A 22248-nucleotide genomic window follows, 5' to 3' on the forward strand; every position below is an offset into this window, starting at 1 on the left:
GGGGCGGGGTGTGGGGTGGGAGGGTTCGGGTGGGGGTGTGGGCGGGTTTTCCTGAGGGGGTTTCAGCGCCCTTCCGGGCGTGGTGTCGGGGGCGGACGCCCTTACGGGCGGACGGGTTTATGGGGGCGGGGTGCGCGGGGGAATTCCGGGACGGCCTTACGGCCTAATTACCGATGCTTCGAATTCCCTTGCAACGTCCCGGGCACACTTCTCCGATATCTCGGGCGTGTGCCACGGACGGACCGTCACACCCTCCAAACCTGATGACACGTCAGAGAATGCGGGACAGGAATTCAGCTCGCCCGGGAAACGAATAGGAAACCACCCAGGAAAAGAAAAGGGAGGCCCTTCCGGGCCTCCCCCACACAACCAACACACCGGCTATCACACCGTCAAAACACCCCGCATTCCAGTCCTTCGGGGGCCGCTGTCCGGCGGCCCCCGAAGGACTGGCGAAGCCTCAGGGCGCGGGGCGAACGCCCGCAGTCAGGCCCCGGTGCGGGTCCGCTGCACACAGGACGACGTGAGCCACAGGCCGGTCCGGCGGAGGTGCTCGCGGCCGGCGGCGCTGCGGGCCCGCGCGGCGGCCTCGCGGTTGTAGGCGGCGTTCTCGCGCAGTTCCTTCGCCTCCTGCGAATCCCCGACCGCGTTACGCGCTTCGAGCCGGTCGGCGATCTCGTCGAGCTGCGCCGCGCTGGTCTCCTGATAAGTGGCGTAGTGCTCGGTGGCCTTGTCCACATCGCCAGCCCACACATGGGTGGCGCAGCAAAGAACGGGCTTCTTCACGGGTGTCTCCTTGGAACGAGATACGAACTCGGGGAAGGCCGACTGCCACCATCGACCCAACGAGACAACAATAGCAAGCATTCATCACTCATGTCTAGGTGGGGCCACTCCGGCATCCACCCCACCCCAACCCCCGACACCACCCCCCTTGGGGAAGTCAGGAGTAGGCGCGTGCCTCGGGTGCAAGAACCCCGTGCGCCGGCCGCTTCCGCCAGCCCAGCCGGGTAGGTGGCCCGCTACTCGTCGAACAGGGGCAGTTCGTCGGTCTCGTCGGCGTCCGCATCAAACAGGACGTAGGCGCAGTCGTGGGCATGGGCCAACTTCACGATGGCAAGGAGCTCTGCGGGCCAGCCGAAGGCCGCAGCTCGCTCGACAGCGGATTCGGGCGCGTACATCAGCCAGCCGTGCCCCGTCGGGTACGCCAGCACCCCCTCGAAGGTATCGAGAGCATCCCGGGCAGGGGCGCTCAAATGGCTGGTACAGAGATCAAGGAACGGACGAATCCGCGGACTCCGGTGGCCGGCGTGCGACATACAAGGCTCCATATCCCGCCGATGCGATCCGACGGCAGTTCGGTGAGAGCGGTACCGGGAGCAGCCCCACGGCTGCTCCCGGCCAGGAAGGGCGAGGAGCGGCCTCCGGCTGCTCCCCAATTCGAGCTAGACAGTCACGAGCCGAAAGGCCCGCTCCATCACGTCGTCCGCGGTCCCCGTGATCACCCGCTCCGCGCGAGCAGCGCTCTTCAGATCCGAGGTGGCGCCGCGCGCCGGGGCGACGTGGTTGGCGTACTCGGTGATCGCGTTGTAGCCCGCCCACGCCGTTCCACGGATACCTGCCTGCGTGTCCGCGTTCTCGAACAGGTTCCGGATCGTGTTCCAGCGGGTGAGCTGGTTGTTCTTCTTCCGGGTGCTGTCGCCGTTGGCGACAGGCCACAGCTGTTCCACGACCGACCGGAGCATGGGGGTGGTCATCTCCGCGTCCAGCATGCGCTGGGCGGCCTTCTCGAACTCCTCGGCGTACTTGAAGGTGAGTCCCAGAGCCTGGCGGGCCTGGGCGATGCGGCCGCGGGCGCCAGAGGTGTGGCGGACCGTGTAGCTGCTCTTCGCGTTGCGGAGCCCGGCCCGCAGGGTGTTGGCGCACACCACCCGCACGGGGGTGACGACGATCCGGAACGCGCTGGAGCCGTCGTGGGAGTTGAACGCGGCGATGTAGAGGTCCACCTCGTCGCTCCGGCCGATCGTCATCGACTGGGGCAGCTTCATGGTCAAGAAGACCTGGCGGCCGCCGCGCAGCGAGCCCGCGGTCTCGAAGTGAGCGCCGGACTCGTCGACCAGGTAGTTCAGGAACTCCGCGTGCTCTTCGTTCTGGACCGGGGTGTAGTCCGGGCCCACCACGCCGAGCGTCTCGGGACGCCCGGTCTTGGGGTGGGTACGCACGCTCGCGCGGTGGTTCGGTACGTCCAGCAGCGTCGCGCCCTCGGCCGTCAGCTCGGTCGCGTGCAGGCCGACGAGGCGGACGTTCCAGCCGTCCAGCGCGGCCAGGCGCATCGCGTCCTCAGCCGTCAGGGCCTCCGTCGTCACGGTGCCAAGCCGGTGCCAGGCGCTCTTCTGCGCACTCACGAACGCCGCCGTACCGTCGCTGAACTGCTCAATCAGGTGCGCCATGGAACTCTCCTCACAGAAATGTGTCTTCCGGTGTCCGTCGGCTGCCACCGCCGACCAACGAGAAAACTATAGCATTTATTCGTCACTCACGTCCAGCTGGAGCCCCTTCTCCATCGCCCCACCGCCAATGCCCAACATCACGCCCGTTGGGGAGTCAGGGGTAGGTGCGTGGGTCGGGTGCAGGAACCCTCAACCATCTGACTTGGTTCGTGTCGTACTTTGAAGCTGTGAGCCGCGGCTAGAGCCCGGGGTGGCTGTTGAGCTGGAGAGGCAGGGCTCCGGAACCCCGAACTATCTGACTTGGTTCGTGACGGACTTTGAAGTTCGTGGCGTGTCCGGGCCCATCCGACCCGGCCGGCTCGGGATGATCAGCGCATGAGTGCGGAGCTGCCTGCGGGGCAGTGGGACGAGTTGTGGCTGCCGTTGCGGCCGTACGCGACGAACCGGCTGCAGGAGGGGATCCGGCGCGAGCGTCGTCCGGTGGCCATGACCCGTCGGTACGTGGAGGCGAACCCGTCGGCGATCAGCAATCTCCTCGTCGTGGATGTGGACCACGCGGACGCGGTGCTGCGGGCGGTGTCGTCGGTGGGGTCGCACCCGCTGCCCAACGCGGTCGTGGAGAACCCGGTGAACGGGCACGCTCATGCGGTGTGGGCCCTGGCAGAGGCGGTGACGCGGACCGAGTACGCCCGACGCAAGCCCCTCGCCTACGCCGCAGCCGTCACCGAGGGCCTGCGCCGCGCGCTGGACGGTGATGCGGCGTACTCGGGGCTGATGACGAAGAACCCGCTGCACACGGACTGGAGCACTGAATGGCTCCACGGCGGTCTTCACACGCTCGGTGGCCTGGAAGAGGCGCTGGGCGGTCACATGCCGGCGACGCGCTGGCGGGAGACCAAGCGCTTTCGCACCAACATCACGGGGCTGGGGCGTAACTGCTCGATCTTCGAGACGGCCCGGACCTGGGCGTATCGAGAGGTTCGCCACCACTTCGGCAGTCCCGACACCCTGCACGCCGCGATCCACGCGGAAGTGCACACCCGGAACACCCAGTTCGCGGAGCCTTTGCCACAGGTGGAGGCGCGTGCGATCGCCAACAGCATCCACCGGTGGATCACGACGCGATCAAGGATGTGGAAGGACGGCGCGGCCGTGTACGAGGCCACCTTCGTCGCCATCCAGTCCGCCCGCGGCAAGAAGAGCGGCCAAGCGCGCGCGGCGCGCCGGGACGAGCGAACCGCCGCCATGCTCGACTACATGAGAGGGAAGTCGTGACGCAGCAGCCCAGGCGTGAGCGCCGGCCGGTGACGGCGCGTGAGCTCGCGGACCGGTTCGGAGTGTCCCCGCGGACGGTACTGCGCATGGTCTCCGAGGAACGCGCGGCGTACGAGGGCCGGTCCCGGCAGCGCCGAGACCGAATCGTCGAGCTCCACCGGCAGGGGCTGAAGGGCTACGAGATCGCGCGGGAACTGTCGGTGTCCCCCGGGCTGGTGTCGATCCGGCTCAAGGAAGCCCGGGCAGCCGGTGTCGACCTCACCCCTACGACGCTGCCCATTGAGGTCGTTGACGAGCCCCGAACCTCCAACCCCGAAGTGGGCGCGTCCGACCCACAAGTGACCGTGGTCACCGCGCCCGGGCCTGCAGTAGCACCGGGCGCACATGCCGACGGCCCACCGCCCGGAAGGCAGACGGGCCATCAAGCGGCGGCCCCCGCCAACAGTTCAGGTCGTTAGACCCGTGCAGAGTGAAGGAAACACGGACCAGAGCGGTTCGACGTGCCGACGCCTCGGCGGACGGCAACGCCGCGCCACCCCGTCCTTCCCGGGACGACCGGGGGCCAAAAGCGCGGAGAGGCGGCCCAGCGGGCGGTGCTACATGCTCCCCTCCGCGCCATACCACTGGAGAGGCTGGCCGGTGACTGCGGCAACGCACTCGAAGTCGCGGTCCCGATGCAGGAGAGTGAGGCCCCGCAACTCGGCAGTCGCGGCGACGACGAGGTCGACCGCACCAGCCCGGCGCTGCTTGCCCTGTTTCACGAGGACCTCCTGGACCTGCCAGGCCCGGTCGTAGGCGCGGTCGTCGACAGGAACCCAGCCGAAGATCAGCCGCATGTCCTCAATGCCGCGCGCCCTGTCGGCCGCCGACCGGGCGCTGTAAAAGAACTCCAGCTCCGTGACGGGGCACGTGGCGATCAGGCCGGCGGCCGCCGCCTGGTCCCAGCCGTACTGCTCCGCGTCACCCCGCATGAAGCGAGCCAGGGCGCTGGTGTCGATCAGGTAGAGCGCCGCGTTCACCGCCGGTAGTTCCGCTTGTCCTCGAACAGCGTCAGATCGAAAGCGCCCTCGTCGGCCGCGGCGCGCAGGCGGGCCAGGGCCAGCGCCCGCCGCCTGTTCTCCAGCACCTCCCGCAGGGCGGTGTTGACCGTCTCCTTCTTGGTACTGGTCCCCAGAGCCTTGGCCACCTCCGCGACCAGCTCGTCATCAAGATCGATCACCGTACGAGCCATGACACTCCTCCATATATCAACGATGAAGCAAAGTATATCGCCAAACCCTCTGGGGCTCGGGGCCGGCCGAGACCGCCCCGGCGGCCTTGGCCGCCTAGTCTCAACCAACGCCCTGAACACCCCGTCGGCGCGCACAGCCGCGGCGTCGCCCCGGCCACGACGCCGCGGGCTCGGGCACGGGTGGAAGGGCATCGACACCGGCTGAAGGATGCCAGTGTCGGCAGTGTCACGAGGTGAGGTCGGTGAGCAGGTCTCGCAGAACGTGCACGTCGGCGCACCTGCCTGCCAGGTACTCGACCTGAGCGGCCAGGCCCTGGTTGTTCACTTCGCTGGCCTGCTCCGCGAACGCTTCGTGCACGGCTACGTCAAGCACGTCTCCGTCCAAGGCGAGGGAGTCGAGAAGTTCGGCGATCTCCTGGGCACTGACCCGCCCCGGCAGCGGAGCCTGCACGCGGCGCTCCCCGGAGCCGTACGGGTTCGGCGTGCCGGTCGCGCGCAGCAGCACCTCCCACTCCACCCCGTCGGGCCAGTGCCCCACGTGGACGCTGCCGTCCCCGTACAGGTCTGCTGCAGCGAAGAGCAAGTCAGGGTCGTCCTCCCGCTCGATGGCGACGGACACCGCCCCCTCCGGGGGCGCTTCGAGGGTGGCGAGGACGGTTCCGTGGTCGTCCGTGATGAGGAATCGCATGAAGGCTCCTTCGACGGGCCGGGCCCCGGGCGCACCCTGGCGCCCGGGGCGGAGAACGAGGGACATGGGTCAGGCGATGTCGAGGATCACCGCGACGACACGCTTGGTGACCTCTTCCAGGCCGTCGGAGGCGCTGGTGCAGTCGAAGTACTCCATGAGGAAGGTCGGCTCGGCATTCTTGTCCGCGTGGACGTAGAGGTCTCCCTCGTGGTCCACGCCCACGATGAACCGGGCGCCGTCCCGGGTGGTGATCTCGCCGACGACGCCCCAGTAGCCCGACTCGGCGTGCCAGTCGTCGCCGAGGAGCTTCACCGCCTGGCGGGCGATGTCCGAGATGGAGAACGGGTACTCGGTGCCGGGTGCGGGGTCGTACCGATCCGTCGTCATGGTCATCTGAGATCCTCTCGATCGTGCCTTCGGGTTTGGTTGGCTGCCACCACCAACCATTGAGATAACTATACCATGCATGTATCACTTTCGGGGCTTGGTGCGCTCCCTGGGCACCTGGAGTCTCTGGTGTCCGCACCAGCGGGACCCGCTGCCCGGAGCCGGGGCCGGCTCCTCCGCCAGGCCCCGGCCACAGCCTGATCAGACCCCGGGCGGGGCGCTTGCGGCACCGCTCCGGCTGCGAGCCAGGTGAGCACACCGGATTCCACCGCCCGGGTGCCATTCCAGGACCGGCTCGACCGACGCCCCGTGCTCTGCACACCAGGAGACGGGAACAACGCCGCCGCAGGCGTGCCGCTTGCACGGGCAGGCCTCTCCCGATCCCGCGTAGGCGAGGCCGTGGCGCACCACTCCGCCCGCCTGGCTGTCTGAGGCGGCGCCCCGGAGGGCGGCCGGCCACGCCAGGGTCACCTTCAGTCCCCCCGATCCGTTCCTGAACAGGTCGATGATCCGCACCTCGCCGGGCACCGCCAGCGGCGCCGCTCCGGGCACCGCCAGCCTGCGCAGCGGCGCTCCGAACTCCCCGGCCGTGAGCTTGGCCAGCGTGTCGGCGTCGTCCTCGGTGGTCCAGCCCGTCAGCTGGTCCTGGTCCTGGGCGTCGTCCGCCAGGAGCAGCAGCGGGCCGTCGAGCCGGAGCCTGGTCGCGCCTTCGCCGCCACCGAGGATCAGCGTGGCCGGCGGGATCTGGGACGGGATCTCGATCTTGTCGTGGTCGAGGAGCCAGCTGGCCACCGCGCTGCGGTCGAATTCCGGGTGGATGTCCGTCCCGCCGACCGGGGCCGGGAAGTCGGCGTGCCGCCGGCGCCAGTTCACCACCGCGGCGCGGCCCACTCGGGCGATCCTGGCCACCTCTGCCAGCAGCACCACGTCTCGCCCGGGTGCGACCGGCGCGAGGCCGGCGAGCGGCGAGCGGCGGCCGGGGGGCACCGTGCGCAGCGCTTCCCAGTCCACTCCGGGCCGCAGGACCGGGAGCAGGGCGAGATCGACCCCCGAGTAGAGGGGGACCTTGGTCCAGCCGCCGTGGGACTTGTAGTCGATCATCACGGAGCCCGTAGGGGAGATCCATCCGAGCCTGACGACCTGGTCGAAGTCGACCCTGCGCACGCCCAGGCGGACCGCGGCCTGGTCCGGGCCGAAGGGGACGTGGCGGTCCAGGAGCGCGGGCAGGTCCCGGCGGCGGGCGAGGGCGGCCAGCTGGTCCGGATGGACGTCGGGGCACGTCGCTTCCCCGCCGAGCCAGACCAGAAGGCCGGCCTTCACCAGGTGGCCGACCGCTGCAGCCGTCACCCGCGGGCGGCACCGCGGCAGCGGCTGGCCCAGGGCCTCGGTCAGCCGGTCCGCCGCCTGCCCTGCGGCCATCGGCCCGCGCAGGGCGGCGCGGACGCCTTCCGCGTCCGCCCCGTCGACCGCGGACCGGGACCACTGGCCCGGCCCCGCGTCCGCCGGCGGGACCAGTCCGGACCCTGCCGCCCACCGCCATGCGGCCACCGGGACTCCGAGCCTGCCGGCCGCCGCCTGCTCGTCGTAGAACTCGCGCTGCTTGCCCATCACGAACTCCTCTCCGGGCCCCCGTCTGGAGCCACGTCCGAAAGATTGCGAAAGATCCCATTTGTTGTCAATGTCCATGTTTTGAGCGGCAGTTGGGGGCGCACCGCCAGATCCCCGCCCGCGTACGCGAGGGGTGAATTCACTCCTGCGGGTGAAGCCGGAGCCGTCGGGCAGGCCGGTGGACGGCGCCCCGGCCGTCGTGGTCCGGGGCGCCGTCCCGGCCGCCCGCGAGCTGCCGGCGCGTGCTGGAAGCGCCCCGATCCGGGCCCTGCACGTGGCGGACCGAGACGAGTCCTTCCGCGGGCAGGGGCCTGGGCTGCGTCGGGTGGAGATTCAGGACTGGGCCGTCGCCTCGCCGGACTCCGGCCAGGTGTCCCAGGGCCACAGTCCGCCGATCGCGTAGCGGCCCTGGGCGTCGGGGGTGACGCGCTCTGCGCCGGGCTCGTCCCGATAGGTGGCGTCCCAGGTGAACGTGAGCGTGCCGTCGTACTCGAACGCTGCCGTGAGGCCGCAGTTGTCCCGGTGCAGGTCGTCGACGATGCGTTGCGCGGTCTCGCCGGTGAAGAGGTAGGTGTCGTACGGGGATCGCGACGCTGTGGTGGGTTGTCCGGGGTAGGGCCCGTACTCCGTTCCGTCCACCGTCAAGAGCTCAAGGGACGCGGCCGGGGCGGGCATCTGCGGGGTTGGGCTCGGTGTGGCGTCGCCCGGGTCGTCTCCGGTGCGCAGGCGGGCCGGAGCGGGCACGACCGTCACGCTGTGGGCTGGGACCGCGTAGCGGGTGCGGCCGGCTCCTCCGGTCTCACGCGGACGGGAGGTTCGAAGGACGTCGACGGTGATCCGTCCGGTGGGGCTGAAGCTCTGGACAACGCCTTCCACCATCTCGGTCGAGTGGGCGCTGCGGCCCCACTTCCGGGGGAAGAGGACGTGGGCGCGGTGTGTGATCGGGGTTCCTCGCCAGTCGAGCATCAAGGTGGGGTACCTCCTGCGGGTGTGTGTTCGGGCCGGCGGGGTGCCACTCCCCGCCGGGGGGGGGGCGGGGCGGGGGGGGGGCCCCCCCCCCGGGGGGGGGGGGGGGGGGGCGGCGCGCCCCACCCCCGCGGGTGTCTGTTCGCTCAGGAGAGGCGGACGTGCATCAACAGGTGCTTGTAGCCCTGGCCAGCCAGCTCGGGGCCCTCGGTGAAGAGTCCGGGCTTGCTGATCTGCCCGTTCTTCATCTCGCCCAGGTGCAGGGTGATGGTGTCGCCGGTGAACGTGCCGAGCGCGTCCAGCAGGAAGCTCGGGTTGAAGGCGGCGAGGCCGCCGCGCAGGCCTTCGCCGGTGCCGTGGGTGATGGTCATCGGGATGGACATGCCCTTGGTGCGGGCCTCGCCTTCGGCCGTGTCCAGCCGGGGGGCGACCGTGAGGTTGCCGTCGGTGTCCCAGGCGAACATGACGGGGACACCCTTGAGGCCCTTGGCGGTCAGGACTCCCTGCGCCTTCTTGACGGCCCGGACGGTCGTGGCGCGGTCGAGCCGGACCGATGTCTCGCACGCCTTGGGGAACAGCGACTGGTACTTGGGGAGGCTGCCGTCCAGCGAGCGCATCGTGATGGTGATGGCGCCCAGCGACAGGGTGGCGCGGGGAGTGGGCCAGGTGGCCACGGGATCCCCTTCGGCATGGTCGTCTTCGAGGATGCCGATACCCACGGGCCCGTCGTGGCTCTTCAGCCGCTTGGCCAGGGCGGAGAGGGTGGCGGCCGGGATGAGCGCGGCCAGCGGCTTCTCCGGAGGCTGCACGGTCGTGGTGACGGGGACTTCCGCGACGGCGAAGCGGTAGCGGTCCGTGGCCGCCATGGTGAGCGTCTCGCCGTCCAGCGTGACCTGGATACCGGTGAGTGCGGGCAGCGTGTCGTCGGTGCCCGCCGCGGGCAGTACGCGGTTGAGCTGGCCGAGGAAGGCCTGCGCGTCCATAGTGGCCATGGCGGGCACGGCCCCCAGCGGCTGGGTGTACGAGTCGGTGTCGTGCGTGGTGATGGGCACCGTGAGGTGCTCGGTGGCCAGCAGGTCCCCGGCGAGCGAGACGCGGGTCTGGGCCGCGACGGCCTTCGTCTCCCCGGCGACCATGGCCGCGAGCGTCTTCTTCAGCTCCGGGAAGTCGAGGAGCGAGGAGCCCTTCCCGGCGGGCGTGGCGGCCGGGACCATGACCGACACCGCGGTGTCGAAGTCGTAGGCGCTGAAGACGACGTGGTTGCCGCCGGTCTCGATCAGCACTCCGCGCTGAGCGGGCGGCTGGGCCTTCGGGGCAATTCCGAATTCAGCGAAATTCAGAGCTTCGATGATCTCCGCGTGGATTCCCGCGAAATTCGCGGTCGGCTTTACGGGCTCCTTTTCCTCCTTCTTTGCTGCGGCGGAGGTAGCGACCTGCGTTTCGGACGTGGTCATGGCTCTCCCTGGAGAGTGAGATGTGGATTCGGCTTGTTGACCGGCTGCCACCGCCGACCAACAAGACAACTATACCATCCATCACTCACAATCAGGGCTGGTCAGATGCTTCAATCGGCCCAATCTGCCTCGGAATCAGGGAGTTAGGGGCCGCGGTCCGTCCCCGGACGCGGCGGAGCCGGCGGCTTGGTGGCCGCGCCCACGGCGCCGTTGCGTCGTTGGACGGGTATGACCACCAGCACGGAGCAGATCGTCGGCGAAACGGCCGCCCTGGCCCTGATGCGCGGGTACCTCGCCGCGGACCCGGAAGCCATCGCGGCCGCCGCGGCGGCGGGTGCCGTGTGCCCGACCACGGCCGCCTACATGCGCCAGCAGACCTCGGGGCTGCTGACCGAAGCCGTCCTCGCCGACCCCGGCTTCTCCCCGTACCACCGCGCGGTGATGGGGCCTGCGGGCATCGAATGGCTGGAGAGCGTGCCTATGGAGACGGCCGTCGCCGAGGCGGTCCTGGCCCTCGCAGGCGACGGCGCAGCCCCGCGTCTCCCTCTGGACGACGCGCAGCTGGCCACCGTCTTCGCGCTCTCCGCCGTCGCCCGCTGCGTGGCCGTGTACGGCCGGGAGGAGACCATGCTGCACCTGGACCGGATCCGGTCCGTAGTCGCCGGCCCCTGAGTCGGCCCTGCCGACGGGCCGGGGGGAACGGCGGCGAGCGCTTCAGGGATCAGGTAGAGCGGGGCTTGACGCTGAACCGCTCGGCGATCCCTGCGGCCAGGAGCCGGTGCGCCTGGAACTGCGTCTCGATCGCGCCCGGCTCGCGCCATGCATCGGCGTCCGCCAGAGCGATCATCGCCTTGCGGACGGCCTGGCCCAGGGTGGCCATGGTCGTCTCGGTGATGATGCGAGTGCCGGCCGGGGCGACAGCGTTGCGCTCCAGGGTGTTGGACCTGTGCAGGAGCACGGGGGTGGCGCTGCATGTGGCGTCGTACGTCTCCTGGAACCAGTTCATCGAGTGGGCCAGCTGCTCGACGTTGCTGCGCCAAATCTTGTCGCTGGTCGCGCCGGACTTCGCTTCCAGCACGAGGTAGTGGAGATTCCCTGTGGCCCAGAGGACGTCGGGGCCGTTCCCGGTGGACTTGTCGGGTCGCTGTGCCTCGAACCCGAGGTGTCGGCCCAGGCGCTCAAGGGCGACCTCGAACGCCGGCACCCGGTTGGGGTCGTAGGCGAGGTCTCCGAGCATCGCGTCGATGCCCAGGAGGAGCCTGTTCCGGTCGCCGTAGGTGGTCTCCAAGTACCGGGCGGCCTGCGCGGCCTGCGGTGCGTTGGACGTGAGCCTGGTGGCCTTCACGCCGTCGATGGGCAGCAGCAGGGACGGGTTGTTCGCCCGGGCCTGCACAAGGGTCTGCTGCGCCCGGGGTTCGTTGATGAAGTGCTGGTAGGCGGCGAGCTGCTCCTGGAGGTAGCCGCGCTCCAGCGGGTCGGTGGCTTCGGCGACGGCCTTGCCCATGTGCGCGGCCGCCTCCGCGAATTGCCGGAGCGCGGCCTGGTCGAACGCGGCCCGGCTGTGCGTGGCGGCCGGGGAGAGGGCTGAGGCCTGGTAGGTGGCCTCGGTCAGGTTGGTGCGTGCGGTGGCAATCCAGCCGGGGTCGCGGTTGAGGACCTGGTCGGCGACGCCCTCGATCTTCGGCAGGGGGTCGCCGCCTTGCTGGGCGAGGGCCTGGGCAACCTTCCGGGAGAGGTCGATCTGGGCGCGGGTGGCGGGCCCGAACCGCTCCCGGTACTGCGGAGTCGCGATCAGCTGGGACAGGCGGTCGCCCAGCAGCAGGACCACGCAGTGGTCGTTCACGGAGCGGACGCCGCGGCCCATGCCCTGTTCGAGGCGCTGGAGCTGGCGGTTGACCATGCCCTCGGATTCACCGAGCAGGACCTGCTCGCGGCGGGTGAGCCCTCCGTACGCCTCCGGCAAGCCGTCCATGACCAGCACTTCGCAGGCGGTCCTGGGCAAGTCGATGCCGTCGTACTTGTTGACGAGTACGACCAGACCGACGTGACCGGCCCGCAGGCGGCGCACAGCCGCGCCGATCTGCTCGGATGTGGAAGCGGTGACGGCAGAGTGGGCGTCCCAGGTCCGAGCCTGGCGGTGGGAGGGCACGAGGACGACCACGTTGACCCGCTGGGCGAGACGGGCGGCCATTTCACGTACGGCCTCGTCGGTGACGCTCGGGCTGATGTCGCGGGGGGCCAGGATGAGCCGGTCGCCGAGGTAGCCGGCACTGACCGGGGTGATCGGAGAGGCCATCGACTGGGGGTCGGCGGCGAAGTCGGTCACGAGGACGCTGTCGTCGGCCAGGGTCGCCGTCAGGTGTACGCGCCGACGGGCGCGGGTGAAGGTGGCAATCTTCCCGATGGGCGGGTGCGGAGGCTGGATCTCCAGCCGGTCATGGGTGAAGACCGCGCGACAAACCGGGAGTACGTCTCGCACGAGGGGCCACGACCACTGGAGCTCCTCGTCGCCGCGCAGGCCCTGGAGGATCTCGGTGACCCGGGCCTCACGGTTGGACCAGGCCCAGAACGGCACCTGCGCCACGGCCGAGGGAACGCCGGTGGTCAAATCCAGGTAGCGGCTGTGCGACTGCTGCCGCAGGTCCTGCTCGAACAGGGTCAGCAGCCCGTCGAAGGCCTCCTTGTGGTCCTCCTTGGACACCACCATCGTGAACTTCTCGCGCACCGTGGCGAGCGCCGCGTGAGCGTCATCGACCACGATCGTGCCGACATCGACGATCGGCCGGCTGGCGTCGCCCAGCAGCCCGAACACGCTCTTGCCGTTGACGAAACGGTTCAGGCTCAGTACGCAGATCGCTTCTCCCCCGGTGAACCGGTGGGAGCGCGGATCGTTCGTGACCTCCAGGCCGAGCTCGCGCGCCTGCTCGGTCGCCTGCTCTGCCAGGTAGGGGTCCGGGGCGAGGTAGAGGGCGGGACCCTTGCCCTCGTTCAGGCTGGACTGGCAGATCAGCAGGCCGACCAGGGTCTTCCCGCCGCCCGTGTTCAGCTTGATGACCAGGTCCCGTTCGTCACGGCGCTCGAACCACGCCTGAAGGACCTGGCCCTGCGGGTCGCGCAGGAACTCATAGCGCTCCACCCGAGGCAGGGAGTCGAACAGCAGGCGCGGATCCACGGGGGCCGGCGCGGCGCCGGAGTTGAAGGCCGAGAAATCGATAACCATGGGATCCCCCTACAGTCCGCACCCGTGTGGCGCCCAGCAGAGCCACAACCGATCACAGTAGCCGACCGGAATAGCGGACTTATAGGACGAGGTTGATGCCCTGCCTCGACGGAGGGCGCGGGGCAGATCAGACGCGCTTGTCCTGGTCCTCCGCGGTGAGCACTCCGGCCACGGTGAGGTGGAAGTGCGCATCGCCCTTGTCGGTGTCCACGTAGAGCTCGAAGCCGTCCAGCTCGTCCTGGAGCGCGTGCAGCAGCTCGGTGACCGGAACCGGGGCGCCCTCCTGCCGTTCGAGTTCCACAACGAGCGTGTAGGCAGTCTTCCTGGGCATCGGTATGTCTCCTCACAGGGTGGGTGGAAGGGGATACCCATGAGCCTGCCGGGCGCTAATGCGCTGGTCAAACGCCTGCGCGCAACCTTGAGAAGCTGACTCGGCGGTTTCCGGCGGGCTTTGCCTCACGATCGTGTCCCCTTGGAAGTCGCCTGGCGGGGAAGCTGCCTTCCGGAGCTCCGTTCTCGTGCAGGCGGTCCTCACTTCTCTCCGGATCACGGTTGTGCAAAAGGTCGTCGGTGCGGGCCGGGAAGGCCGGTCTGCACCGTGTCCGTGGGGTCGGCACGCCGCCGGCCGGCCGGAGGGGTACATGTACCGGTGTGACCCGACTCCACTGGCCCCGGATCGTGACCCGCGCCGCCGACATCGTCACCGGCTACGACCAGGTCGGCGGGTGCACTCTCCGACAGGCGTACTACCGGCTCGTGGTCGAGGGGCTGATCCCGCACACCGCGCCGACGTACCGACGCCTGTCCGCCCGCCTCGCCCAGGCCCGCCGCGAGGAGCGGTTCCCCGACCTCATCGACCCGCTGCGCGAGGTCCACGTACCCCCGGCTTGGCCGGACGCCGGCGCGTTCCTCAGGGCAGCCCCCGACTGGTTCGCCCTGGACCGGACCGCCGGCCAGACGACGGCCCTGTACGTCGCCTGCGAAAAGGACACCCTTCGGGCCCAGCTGACGGGCTGGCTGGAGCGTCCGGGCATTCCCGTGCTCGTCGTCCGCGGCTTCGGAAGCCAGAGCTACGTCCAGGTCGTGCGCGAGCGTACGGCCCGGGACAAGCGGCCAGCCGTGCTGCTCTACGTCGGGGACTTCGACGCCTCGGGGGCCGACATCGAGCGGGACTGGGTCGCCCGCACAGCCTGCTGGACCCGTGTGGAGCGCGTGCTGCTCACGCACGACCAAGTCCGCGCGTACGACCTGCCCGCCGCTGCGGGGAAGGCCGGCGACCCGCGCTGGGCCGGGTTCGCCCGCCGGTACGGACTCGACCCCGCCCAGCCGGTGCAGTGGGAGGTCGAGGCGCTCGACCCCGCCGAGCTCCAGCGCCTGGTCCTCAACGCCGTCGCTCCCCACGTCGATCAGGCCGTGCTCAACGACGTCATCGCGGAGGAGGACCGCCAGCGCGACCGGCTCAGGGAGTTCACCGGGCAGTGGCCGCTCGGGCGGCAGCGCAGCGGCTAACCCTCGGATGCCAAGGGTGGTCAACTCGCCCTCCCCAGGCATGAAGCAGGATGGATCGGGATCCCGGGGCAGTGGGCGTTCCTGAAGGATGGCGTCCATGAGGAACACCAGAGCGTTCAACGAAGCCGTCGCCGACACGCTGGCCGAGCTGGCCCGCCGGGGTGTGACCGTCCGCCCGGGTACGGTCGCCGACACCATCGAGCGGAACATCCGCGCCGTCGCCGCCCAGCTGGGGATTCAGGAGCGGTCCGCCTGGCGGTACTTCGACCCGGCCGGTCTCGCGGCCAGCATCGCCAAGCAGCGGCAGGCCGCCGAGGACGACAGCGCGCCCGGCCAGGTGGGGCGCGCGCCGATGCCTCCGGTCGACAACCCGGAGCTCGCGCTGATCCTCGCAGGCGTGCCCGATGCCCTGGAGGAGAGCGGCGGCGATCTCTACAGCGTCATCGTCAACGTTGCCGTCAACGCCTGGATGGCCGGGCACATCCACGGAGAGGACGGCTGCACCGGCTGCCGGGACAAGCGGCCCACCGGCGCTGACTGGCAGGCCCGGATGGCCGCCATCACGGCGATGCAGCCGGACATCACGAAGTGGTTCGACCGGGAGGTCTGGACGGCCGCTCTCAACGACACCGGCTACAGCGTGACCCGAACCTGACGCCGAGCCCTCGTGAGCCGCGCCCCGAGCGTCCGTCTGCGCGGCGGCTGGCCCTGGCGGGCTCAGCTTCCCGAGCGGCGCTGCCGGTGGGCGCGGTGGGGACGGCGGCGCCCCGGTGACGGATCGGGAGCGGCCTCCGGTGAGGAGAATCCGCCCGGCACCGCGGCGCGCCGCACCGGCTGCTCGACGGCCGGGGCCGCGGGGGTGGGGAGTGCGGGCTTGCCCGTGGCCAGGATGGTGATGTGCGGGATGTTCTGGGCGCAGGTCTGGCAGACCTCGGCCAGGGTCCAGACCTGGCCGACGGCCGGGTTGTGGACGAGGACCAGGAGGCTGGGGCCGGTGCAGTGGACGCGGGCTTCGTGGAGGGCGCACTGGGCGCTGCCGCAGCTGCAGGCGGCGTTGGGGCGGGCGCCGGCGAGGCGGCCGTGGGCCTTGGCGTGTTCTGCGGCGAAGCGCCGCATGCTCGCCGCGTCCTTCGTACGGGGCGGCATCCGGCACGCGGCGGTGCTGCAGGTGACGGAGACGGTGTGGTCGGGGTGGCCGGTGAGGCGGACTGTCCAGGTCCGTCCCGGCACGCGTGCTCCGGGCATCTGGGTCAAGTCGGGGTCCCGTCGTTGGGCTGGTACGTGCCGGCGTTCTGCCGGGCTGGTGTAGGGGACGCCGTGCCGAGGGAAACGTCCCATGGGCGGCGGGGCGCTCTGGTTTCAGAGCGCGCGCAGGACGGCGACTACCTTGCCGAGGATAACGGCGTCGTCGCCGGGGATCGGCTGATGCGCCGCGTTGTGCGGCATGAGCCAGACCCGGCCGTTCTCGCGGCGCAGGCGCTTGACGGTGGCTTCGCCGTCCAGCATGGCGGCGACGATGTCTCCGTGGTCCGCGCTGTCGGCCTTGCGCACGGTGACGATGTCGCCGTCGCAGATGGCGGCCTCGATCATGCTGTCGCCGACCACCGTCAGCGCGAACAGCTGGCCTTCGCCGACCAGGTGCCGCGGCATCGGCAGGACGTCTTCGACGAGCTCCTCGGCGAGGATCGGCGCGCCGGCCGCGATGCGGCCGACGAGCGGGACCTGGACGGCCTCCGGCGGCGTGCCGGGCAGTTTGCCGGGGAGGAGGTTGGCGGGCTGGTCGCTGCGGACGCGGTAGGCGCGGGGACGGTGCGGGTCCCGGTAGAGGAAGCCTTTGCGCTCCAGGGCCATCAGCTGGTGTGCGACGGAGGAGGTACTGCGCAGGCGGACGCCTTCGCCGATCTCCCGCATCGAGGGCGGGTAGCCCTTGCGGGCGACGGTCTGCTCGATAAAGGCGACGATGGCCGCCTGGCGGGCGGTGAGTCCGTCCGGGCCCGGGCGGGTGACACCGGGCGGACGCCCGGGGCGGGCTTCGGATTCGATGACGTGCATGTGGTGCTCCCCCCTGAAGGGATCTTGCGTGCAGGGACAGTAACCCGCATACCACCCGGGACGGAACATCTTTTCGATAACAGGGCGTGCCGGTGTCGCCGCGGGTGGTGAAGGAGCCGGGCGGCGGTCCGTCCTCGGTCTCCCGCAGCTTGCAGCGGGGAAGCACACCGCTCATGATCCGCATGTGCCGTTCCACGTCAGGCTGCGCTTCGGGCCGCCGTCCTCCCCCGCCGTCACCGGCACCTGGGACAGCGACGCGACCGCCGAGAGGAAGTTCCGGGGGTTCATCGGCCGCTACGGCAGCCAAGCCGACGTGCGCATCGAGCTGGTCGAGGACGGGCCCGAGGGTGAGCGCATCGTGCGCTCCTGGACACGGGAGCGCGGCGAGGTGGAAGGGGCCTGACGCACCCGGTACGGGCTTCCCTGCCTCGCCGAAAGGGTCGGCATCTCGGGGCCGGACCTGCGTTGCCGGTGGGGGTGATGGGGCGCAGGGTGGGAAGACGCCCCGGTGGACCTCGTGAAGGGTGGTGCGGGCGATGGCCAGACCGGTGTGGACGGGGGTCCTGGCGTTCGGGCTCGTCAGCCTGCCCGTAGGCCTCTACACGGCCACCGACAGCCACACGATCCGCTTCCACCAGCTCCAGCGCGGGACCGCGGACCGAATCCGGAACCGCCGCGTGAACGAGCGCACCGGCGACGAGGTGGACCTCGCGGACATCGTGAAGGGGTTCGACACCGGAGGCGAGTACGTGATCGTCGAGCCGCAGGAGCTCGACGAGATCGCTCCCGGCCGGTCCCGGTCGATCGACGTCGCCGGCTTCGTCGACCTGGACACCGTCGACCCGGTGTACTTCGACAAGACGTACTTCCTCGGGCCCCGGGGAGCCCAGTACGGGAAGGTCTACGCCCTTCTGGAGCGCGCGCTGGCCGAGTCGAACAAGGCCGGCATCGCCACCTTCGTGATGCGCGGGCGGGAGTACCTGGTAGCCCTGAAGGCGGAGGAGGCCGAGGGCCTGCTCACCCTCCACACGCTGCACTGGGCCGACGAGCTGCGCGATCCGCATGCCGAGGTGCCCGACCTGCCGGGGAAGGTCGAGGCGACGGCGGCGGAGGTGAAGATGGCGATGCAGCTGATCGACGCCCTGGCCATGGAGTGGGAGCCGGAGGCCTTCCACGACTCCTTCCGCGAGAAGGTCGAGGCCCTGGTGAAGGCGAAGGCGGCCGGGCAGACGGTGGAGAAGGCCGAGCCGGCGGCGGAGCCGACCGGTGCCGTCGACCTCATGGAAGCCCTGCGCGCCAGCGTCGAGCGGGCCAGAAGCCCCAAGGACACCGGCGACAAGGCCACCTCGCCCGGTTCCCGAGCGGCGGGCGGGAAGAAGGCGCCGGCCGCGAAGAAGCGGGCGCGCTCTGGACCGGCGGCCAAGGGCCGGGAGCTGATGGCGCTGACGAAGGCGGAGCTGTACGAGAAGGCCGCCGCGGCCGGTATCCCGGGCCGCTCGTCCATGAACCACGACCAGCTCGCGCAGGCGCTCTCCCACCCGGGCCGCAGGAAATGACCGAGGGGATTCGGTTCGAGGCTCCTGCCTGAGGTGCCTGGTGACGGCGAACGGCGCCGTCACCGGCTCTACACGCGCGTCACCCGCGTCGGCACGCTTCTTTCCCGGCATCGCTTCGTTGTCCTGGGCATTCGACCCTCGGAGGCGCACCCATGCTCAGGACACTCCCCGCCGTCCGGCTCTCGGCGGTACTGGTGGCGGCCACCATCACGGCGGCCGCTGCCGGGGGCAGCCCCGCGTACGCGGTGGAGCGCTGCAAGGTGTCGTCCAAGACCGTCGACAACCCCGCCTACAGCGGCCCCTGGCCCGACAACTGGGACTTCACCGTGAAGGCGTGCGTGACCGAATCCGGGGCGAACATCCGGCACTGGGCGACGATCTCCTGGGACCTGCCCGAATCCTCCAGCGAGGCGGGTTCCATCTTCAACACCACCGGTACGAACGCCGAGGTGACCGCGATGATCGAGGGGGGCGGTGTGGCCGTGACGAGGCGCACCGATCTGGCTCAGCGCCTGAACAAGGCGAAGGACGGGTCGATCACTCCCGCGTCCTACTCCTCGCACTGGCCGAGCCGCGAGCGCCTGTTCACCGACGTGATCTTGTTCCTTGACTGGAAGGGCGACGGGAAGGGTCCCCAGAAGCTGCACTTCGCGCCATCCCCCTCCCTCCCCGGCTCGGCCCATTGAGGCCTGCCGGCCGAGGGGGTTCTGGGGTCAGGCCACCTTCACGCGCAGGACGTACGGCTGACCCGTGCTGATGGCCTGGGCTTGCTCGCGTAGATCGGCGTCCGTGAAGCCGAGCAGCGCGTCGTCGGCGGCGCGGCGCAGCAGCGGCAGGATCTCGGCGACGGGGCGGCCGCGTCGCGCTTCGGCGAGTTCGGCGAAGGCCTGCTGGTATGGGGCGCCGTACGTGCTCGCGCTGTCGGCCAGCAGGTGGTCAAGGTGCTGCCGTTCGATGCTGATCTCGCCCATGGCCCGCTCCTTCGGTCCTCCGGGCCCCGTCCGGTCGGGGCCCTCGCCATCGACGCTACGAGGCTGGTCTGACATCGACCCCGGCCCCGGCGCCGGGCGCGTTCCGGCTGATGAGGTCTTGGAGGAGCTCGCGGGTGGGCGGCGGCATCAGCCCTTCGGTGGCGAGGAGGTGCCACTGGCAGCCGGGCACGAGGCGGTCGAGCCGCCGGTACTCCCCGAGCTGGTAGACGAGCACCAAGGTGTCGCGGGCGTGCTGGGCGGGTGGCCAGTCGCGCTGCTTCAGCGTGCTGAGCACGGCCAGCCCGGCCATCGCGTAGCGGCCGTTCATCCACTCCAGGGTGGCCTCGCCCAGCTGGCCGGCAGCGAGTTCCTCCTCGACCCGGCCGCACAGGTCCAGGGCCCACTGCCGTACGCCCTCGGCGGTCTTCCAGGCCTGCGCCAGGTCCTGCAGGGGAGCCGTGGCGGCCAGGTCGCGCAGATGATCGCGGGCGTCCCGCACGGGGCCGAGGGCCAGCTGGTTGTCGTCGGTGAGGACCGCGTCGGCGAACTCGGGGACGTCCTTGCGGGTGGTCTCGACGAGGGACGCGATCGGGTTGGCCGCGGCAGTGGGGTTCATCGCGCGCAGCAGGTCAGCGATGTCCTCCAGGGACATCGTCCCGTTGATGGCGGCGGCGGCCGCGGCCAGCGCGGCGTCCTTGGGTGTGGCGGTGGGCGTGCCGGGGTTCGCGTCGAGGGCAGCGAGCTCGGGCGGGGGCCAGGTGTGTCCGGCGGCGCGGACGAGGCGGGCGATGCCTTCGTCGATCCGCCGGGCGCGGGCGGGGACCAGGGTCACGGTCAGGCCGGCGTCCGCGATGTGGTCGGCGAGGGCGTCGAGCCGCTCTTCCGGGTCGGTGTCCGGTGCGTCGTCGCCGGGGACGGTGAGGGCGTCCACGGCCGCGTTGAAGGCGGCCCGTACCGTCGGCTCCGGTACCGGGAGCCCCTCGCCGAACAGCAGCAGTGCCACGTCGTGGGGACGCTTGCCCCGGCCGCCGTGACGGGCGAGTCCCAGGACGAGGTCGAAGCTCTCCGGCGCCGGCCTGGAGGTGCTGCCCTTGCCGCGGCCCAGGCCTCCGCCGGAGATGTTGCCCGGCAGCAGCCGACGGCTCCTCCAGACCTCCAACATCTTCACGGTCACGTCGTCGTACCCACGCCGGTGTGCGTGGTCGAGCAGCAGCTGGTCCGCCGCGCTCGGGGTGTCAGTGGACATGCACTGGGAAGGTACCGGGGCCACCCGCGGCCCTGACCGGGCTGTCACCTCATCCGGTGACTTCCCATGGAACGGCAGCCGGATGCCCACGCCATGACGTATCGGCACCTCTCGTTTAGAGCCCCCCTACCTCCGCCAGGTCACCAGGCGGTCCACCCGCTCCAATGGCGTGCAGCAGGTCACCGCCGCACACTCCGCCGTTGATCTTGCATCAGTTGCATCGGGTTGCCGCACTTCAGGGGGTACCAGCCTCACGCCCGCCGACGGGAGGCTCAACGAGGCTTCGACCGGCAGGGGTTGCGGGGCTAACACCCCGCTCCCGCACTGTGCCGCCCAGGACGCGACGTCAGCGGCGCGGCCTGTTCGTGCTGCACCCGTCATCACAGAGAGAAGGACACCGCCATGCTTACCGACGTGCTCACCGGCTGGACCGCGGAGACCCTGGGCGGCCTCACGCTGCTGGCGGGGGCCGCAGTCTGGGGCTGGCTCCGCCGGCGCCAGACCCCGGTCGCCCCCGGAGCGACCCCGGCCACCGCAACCGTGCAGCCGGTCCGCACCTACACGCTGCTCGGGGCCCGGGCCGCCGACGGCCAGCCGGTCCACTGGCCCAGCAGCCGCCCCGCCGGCGTCCGGATCACCTGGAGCGACCCCACGGGGAAGCGGGAGCAGTTCGAACTGACCGACGCGGTGCTGCCGGACGGCACCTACGCGGCGGAGCGCGTATCGGTGTACCCGGACCGCAGCGCCTACGGGTCGGCTCCCCAGCCGAGTGCCTGAACAGCAGGCTGTGGCCCGGTGGCCCGGGGCCCTCTCGACGTCGATGCGCTGCACCTGGAGCGGCATCGGCTCGGCAACCAGGCCGGTGTACGGGATTCCTATCCGGCGGTGGCAGCGGAGTTGTCCGCGCTCGCCTGCGCAAGGTGAAGGGCGCCTCCCCGGGGCGGGGGAAGCGCCCTGCGGGCGGATCGGATCAGGTGGTGGGCAGGGTGCGGCCGAGGGCGGAGGCGACGGCCCGCGGGTGGACCAGGCCGGCGCGGACGAGGTGGGTCTGGTCGCTGGCGCAGTCGACGATGGTGAGGTGGTTGGCGGCCGGGCAGACGCCGCCGTCCATGACGAGCGCGTCGAGGCCGGCTTCGGTGAGGAACTCTTCGACCTCGGCGAGGGTGATGGCGGGGCCGCGGTCGTCGGGGCCGGCGTCGCCGGAGACGTTGACGGTGGTGGCCGCGAGTAGTCCGGGGACCGCTCGTGCGAGGTCGCCCAGGGGGCCGGGGGCGTGGGTGGTCAGGGCGGGTGAGCCGACGACGGTGTAGCGGGCCGCGTTGGCCGGCTCGCGCCACGGGAGGAACAGGGCGAGGTCGCCGGGCCAGAACGCGGCGGCCAGGCGCTCGGCGTCGGGGGTGAAGTGCAGCAGGCCGCGGGCCCGGTCCTGGTCGGGGATGACGAGGGCGAGGGGCTTGTTCTTGGGACGCTGCTTGCCTTCGAGTATGGCCTTGTAGGCGTCGGGGTTGGCGGCGTCGGCGCAGATCATGTACCAGCGGGCGGTGGGGACGACGACGAGGCGTCCGGCTTCGATGGCGGCCGCTGCGGTGTCGATATCGGTGGTCGGGATGACCTGCACGGTGGTGTCCTTCCTGG

The 22248-nt window shown here is 70.6% G+C and carries 26 protein-coding genes; 9 read left to right on the forward strand and 17 right to left on the reverse strand.

What is annotated here, in order from left to right; all coding sequences use genetic code 11:
- Positions 1-486 precede the first annotated feature (486 nt).
- The 3 genes from ACFVGY_RS31520 to ACFVGY_RS31530 form a co-directional block, all read right to left on the reverse strand.
- A complete protein-coding gene (locus ACFVGY_RS31520; protein WP_385683869.1) occupies positions 487-786 on the reverse strand; it encodes a hypothetical protein in 300 nt (99 codons plus the stop codon).
- 236 nt (positions 787-1022) lie between these two features.
- A complete protein-coding gene (locus ACFVGY_RS31525; protein ID WP_385683872.1) occupies positions 1023-1319 on the reverse strand; it encodes a hypothetical protein in 297 nt (98 codons plus the stop codon).
- Between the two features lie 126 nt (positions 1320-1445).
- Entirely contained in the window at positions 1446-2450 is a 1005-nt protein-coding gene (locus ACFVGY_RS31530) for a DUF932 domain-containing protein (RefSeq protein WP_385683875.1), read from the reverse strand.
- 375 nt (positions 2451-2825) lie between these two features.
- Here ACFVGY_RS31530 and ACFVGY_RS31535 point away from each other — a divergent pair, with 375 nt between their 5' ends.
- Entirely contained in the window at positions 2826-3725 is a 900-nt protein-coding gene (locus ACFVGY_RS31535) for a replication initiation protein (RefSeq protein ID WP_385683878.1), read from the forward strand.
- Positions 3726-3811: 86 nt separating this feature from the next.
- Positions 3812-4183, forward strand: coding sequence for a hypothetical protein (locus ACFVGY_RS31540; RefSeq protein ID WP_385683881.1), 372 nt, complete (start codon positions 3812-3814; stop codon positions 4181-4183).
- A 138-nt stretch (positions 4184-4321) separates the two neighbouring features.
- Here ACFVGY_RS31540 and ACFVGY_RS31545 read toward each other — a convergent pair whose 3' ends face one another.
- The 7 genes from ACFVGY_RS31545 to ACFVGY_RS31575 form a co-directional block, all read right to left on the reverse strand.
- Positions 4322-4744: a PIN domain nuclease gene (locus ACFVGY_RS31545; RefSeq protein WP_385683884.1), complete on the reverse strand. Its 423-nt coding sequence runs from the start codon at positions 4742-4744 to the stop codon at positions 4322-4324.
- On the reverse strand, positions 4741-4956 hold the full coding sequence (locus ACFVGY_RS31550; protein WP_385683887.1) for a type II toxin-antitoxin system VapB family antitoxin: 216 nt from the start codon (positions 4954-4956) through the stop codon (positions 4741-4743). Before ACFVGY_RS31550 ends, ACFVGY_RS31545 begins: the two co-directional genes overlap by 4 nt.
- A gap of 226 nt (positions 4957-5182) precedes the next feature.
- Positions 5183-5644, reverse strand: a complete 462-nt coding sequence (locus tag ACFVGY_RS31555) for a hypothetical protein (protein ID WP_385683890.1) — start codon at positions 5642-5644, stop codon at positions 5183-5185.
- Positions 5645-5713: 69 nt separating this feature from the next.
- Positions 5714-6037, reverse strand: a complete 324-nt coding sequence (locus tag ACFVGY_RS31560) for a hypothetical protein (protein WP_385683893.1) — start codon at positions 6035-6037, stop codon at positions 5714-5716.
- Positions 6038-6232: 195 nt separating this feature from the next.
- Positions 6233-7639 (reverse strand): hypothetical protein, encoded by a 1407-nt coding sequence (locus tag ACFVGY_RS31565; protein WP_385683896.1) that lies wholly within the window; start codon positions 7637-7639, stop codon positions 6233-6235.
- 333 nt (positions 7640-7972) lie between these two features.
- Positions 7973-8605 carry a hypothetical protein gene (locus ACFVGY_RS31570; RefSeq protein ID WP_385683899.1) on the reverse strand — a complete coding sequence of 211 codons (633 nt, stop codon included), beginning with the start codon at positions 8603-8605 and terminating at the stop codon, positions 7973-7975.
- Positions 8606-8751: 146 nt separating this feature from the next.
- A complete protein-coding gene (locus ACFVGY_RS31575) occupies positions 8752-10059 on the reverse strand; it encodes a hypothetical protein (protein WP_385683902.1) in 1308 nt (435 codons plus the stop codon).
- Positions 10060-10287: 228 nt separating this feature from the next.
- Between ACFVGY_RS31575 and ACFVGY_RS31580 the strand changes: the two genes are divergently transcribed.
- Positions 10288-10731 carry a hypothetical protein gene (locus ACFVGY_RS31580; RefSeq protein ID WP_385683905.1) on the forward strand — a complete coding sequence of 148 codons (444 nt, stop codon included), beginning with the start codon at positions 10288-10290 and terminating at the stop codon, positions 10729-10731.
- Positions 10732-10780: 49 nt separating this feature from the next.
- Here the strand turns inward: ACFVGY_RS31580 and ACFVGY_RS31585 are convergent, their stop codons facing one another.
- On the reverse strand, positions 10781-13279 hold the full coding sequence (locus tag ACFVGY_RS31585) for a DEAD/DEAH box helicase (protein ID WP_385683908.1): 2499 nt from the start codon (positions 13277-13279) through the stop codon (positions 10781-10783).
- Positions 13280-13406: 127 nt separating this feature from the next.
- Positions 13407-13610: a hypothetical protein gene (locus ACFVGY_RS31590; RefSeq protein ID WP_385683911.1), complete on the reverse strand. Its 204-nt coding sequence runs from the start codon at positions 13608-13610 to the stop codon at positions 13407-13409.
- 320 nt (positions 13611-13930) lie between these two features.
- Between ACFVGY_RS31590 and ACFVGY_RS31595 the strand changes: the two genes are divergently transcribed.
- Both ACFVGY_RS31595 and ACFVGY_RS31600 read left to right on the forward strand, forming a co-directional pair.
- The gene (locus tag ACFVGY_RS31595; protein ID WP_385683914.1) at positions 13931-14788 is read left to right on the forward strand and encodes a hypothetical protein; all 858 of its coding nucleotides are present in this window, start codon (positions 13931-13933) and stop codon (positions 14786-14788) included.
- A gap of 97 nt (positions 14789-14885) precedes the next feature.
- Entirely contained in the window at positions 14886-15443 is a 558-nt protein-coding gene (locus tag ACFVGY_RS31600; RefSeq protein WP_385683916.1) for a hypothetical protein, read from the forward strand.
- Positions 15444-15505: 62 nt separating this feature from the next.
- Here ACFVGY_RS31600 and ACFVGY_RS31605 read toward each other — a convergent pair whose 3' ends face one another.
- A complete protein-coding gene (locus ACFVGY_RS31605; protein WP_385683919.1) occupies positions 15506-16018 on the reverse strand; it encodes a hypothetical protein in 513 nt (170 codons plus the stop codon).
- A gap of 129 nt (positions 16019-16147) precedes the next feature.
- Positions 16148-16840 (reverse strand): transcriptional repressor LexA, encoded by a 693-nt coding sequence (lexA, locus tag ACFVGY_RS31610; RefSeq protein WP_385683922.1) that lies wholly within the window; start codon positions 16838-16840, stop codon positions 16148-16150.
- Between the two features lie 184 nt (positions 16841-17024).
- On the opposite strand from lexA, the gene ACFVGY_RS31615 reads away from it, so the two are divergent.
- The 3 genes from ACFVGY_RS31615 to ACFVGY_RS31625 all read left to right on the forward strand — a co-directional run bounded on the left by ACFVGY_RS31615 (position 17025) and on the right by ACFVGY_RS31625 (position 19082).
- Positions 17025-17243, forward strand: coding sequence for a hypothetical protein (locus ACFVGY_RS31615; protein WP_385683925.1), 219 nt, complete (start codon positions 17025-17027; stop codon positions 17241-17243).
- A 133-nt stretch (positions 17244-17376) separates the two neighbouring features.
- A complete protein-coding gene (locus ACFVGY_RS31620) occupies positions 17377-18396 on the forward strand; it encodes a Ku protein (RefSeq protein WP_385683928.1) in 1020 nt (339 codons plus the stop codon).
- A 152-nt stretch (positions 18397-18548) separates the two neighbouring features.
- The gene (locus ACFVGY_RS31625; RefSeq protein WP_385683931.1) at positions 18549-19082 is read left to right on the forward strand and encodes a hypothetical protein; all 534 of its coding nucleotides are present in this window, start codon (positions 18549-18551) and stop codon (positions 19080-19082) included.
- A gap of 27 nt (positions 19083-19109) precedes the next feature.
- On the opposite strand, the gene ACFVGY_RS31630 is transcribed toward ACFVGY_RS31625, so the two are convergent.
- Positions 19110-19367: a hypothetical protein gene (locus ACFVGY_RS31630; RefSeq protein ID WP_385683933.1), complete on the reverse strand. Its 258-nt coding sequence runs from the start codon at positions 19365-19367 to the stop codon at positions 19110-19112.
- A gap of 55 nt (positions 19368-19422) precedes the next feature.
- Positions 19423-20613: a hypothetical protein gene (locus ACFVGY_RS31635; RefSeq protein WP_385683936.1), complete on the reverse strand. Its 1191-nt coding sequence runs from the start codon at positions 20611-20613 to the stop codon at positions 19423-19425.
- A gap of 402 nt (positions 20614-21015) precedes the next feature.
- Between ACFVGY_RS31635 and ACFVGY_RS31640 the strand changes: the two genes are divergently transcribed.
- Positions 21016-21390 carry a hypothetical protein gene (locus ACFVGY_RS31640; protein ID WP_385683938.1) on the forward strand — a complete coding sequence of 125 codons (375 nt, stop codon included), beginning with the start codon at positions 21016-21018 and terminating at the stop codon, positions 21388-21390.
- Between the two features lie 193 nt (positions 21391-21583).
- On the opposite strand, the gene ACFVGY_RS31645 is transcribed toward ACFVGY_RS31640, so the two are convergent.
- Positions 21584-22231 carry an L-threonylcarbamoyladenylate synthase gene (locus tag ACFVGY_RS31645; protein WP_385683941.1) on the reverse strand — a complete coding sequence of 216 codons (648 nt, stop codon included), beginning with the start codon at positions 22229-22231 and terminating at the stop codon, positions 21584-21586.
- Between the last annotated feature and the right edge of the window lie 17 nt (positions 22232-22248).

The organism is Streptomyces sp. NPDC127106 (assembly GCF_042677605.1).
Lineage (GTDB): Bacteria > Actinomycetota > Actinomycetes > Streptomycetales > Streptomycetaceae > Streptomyces.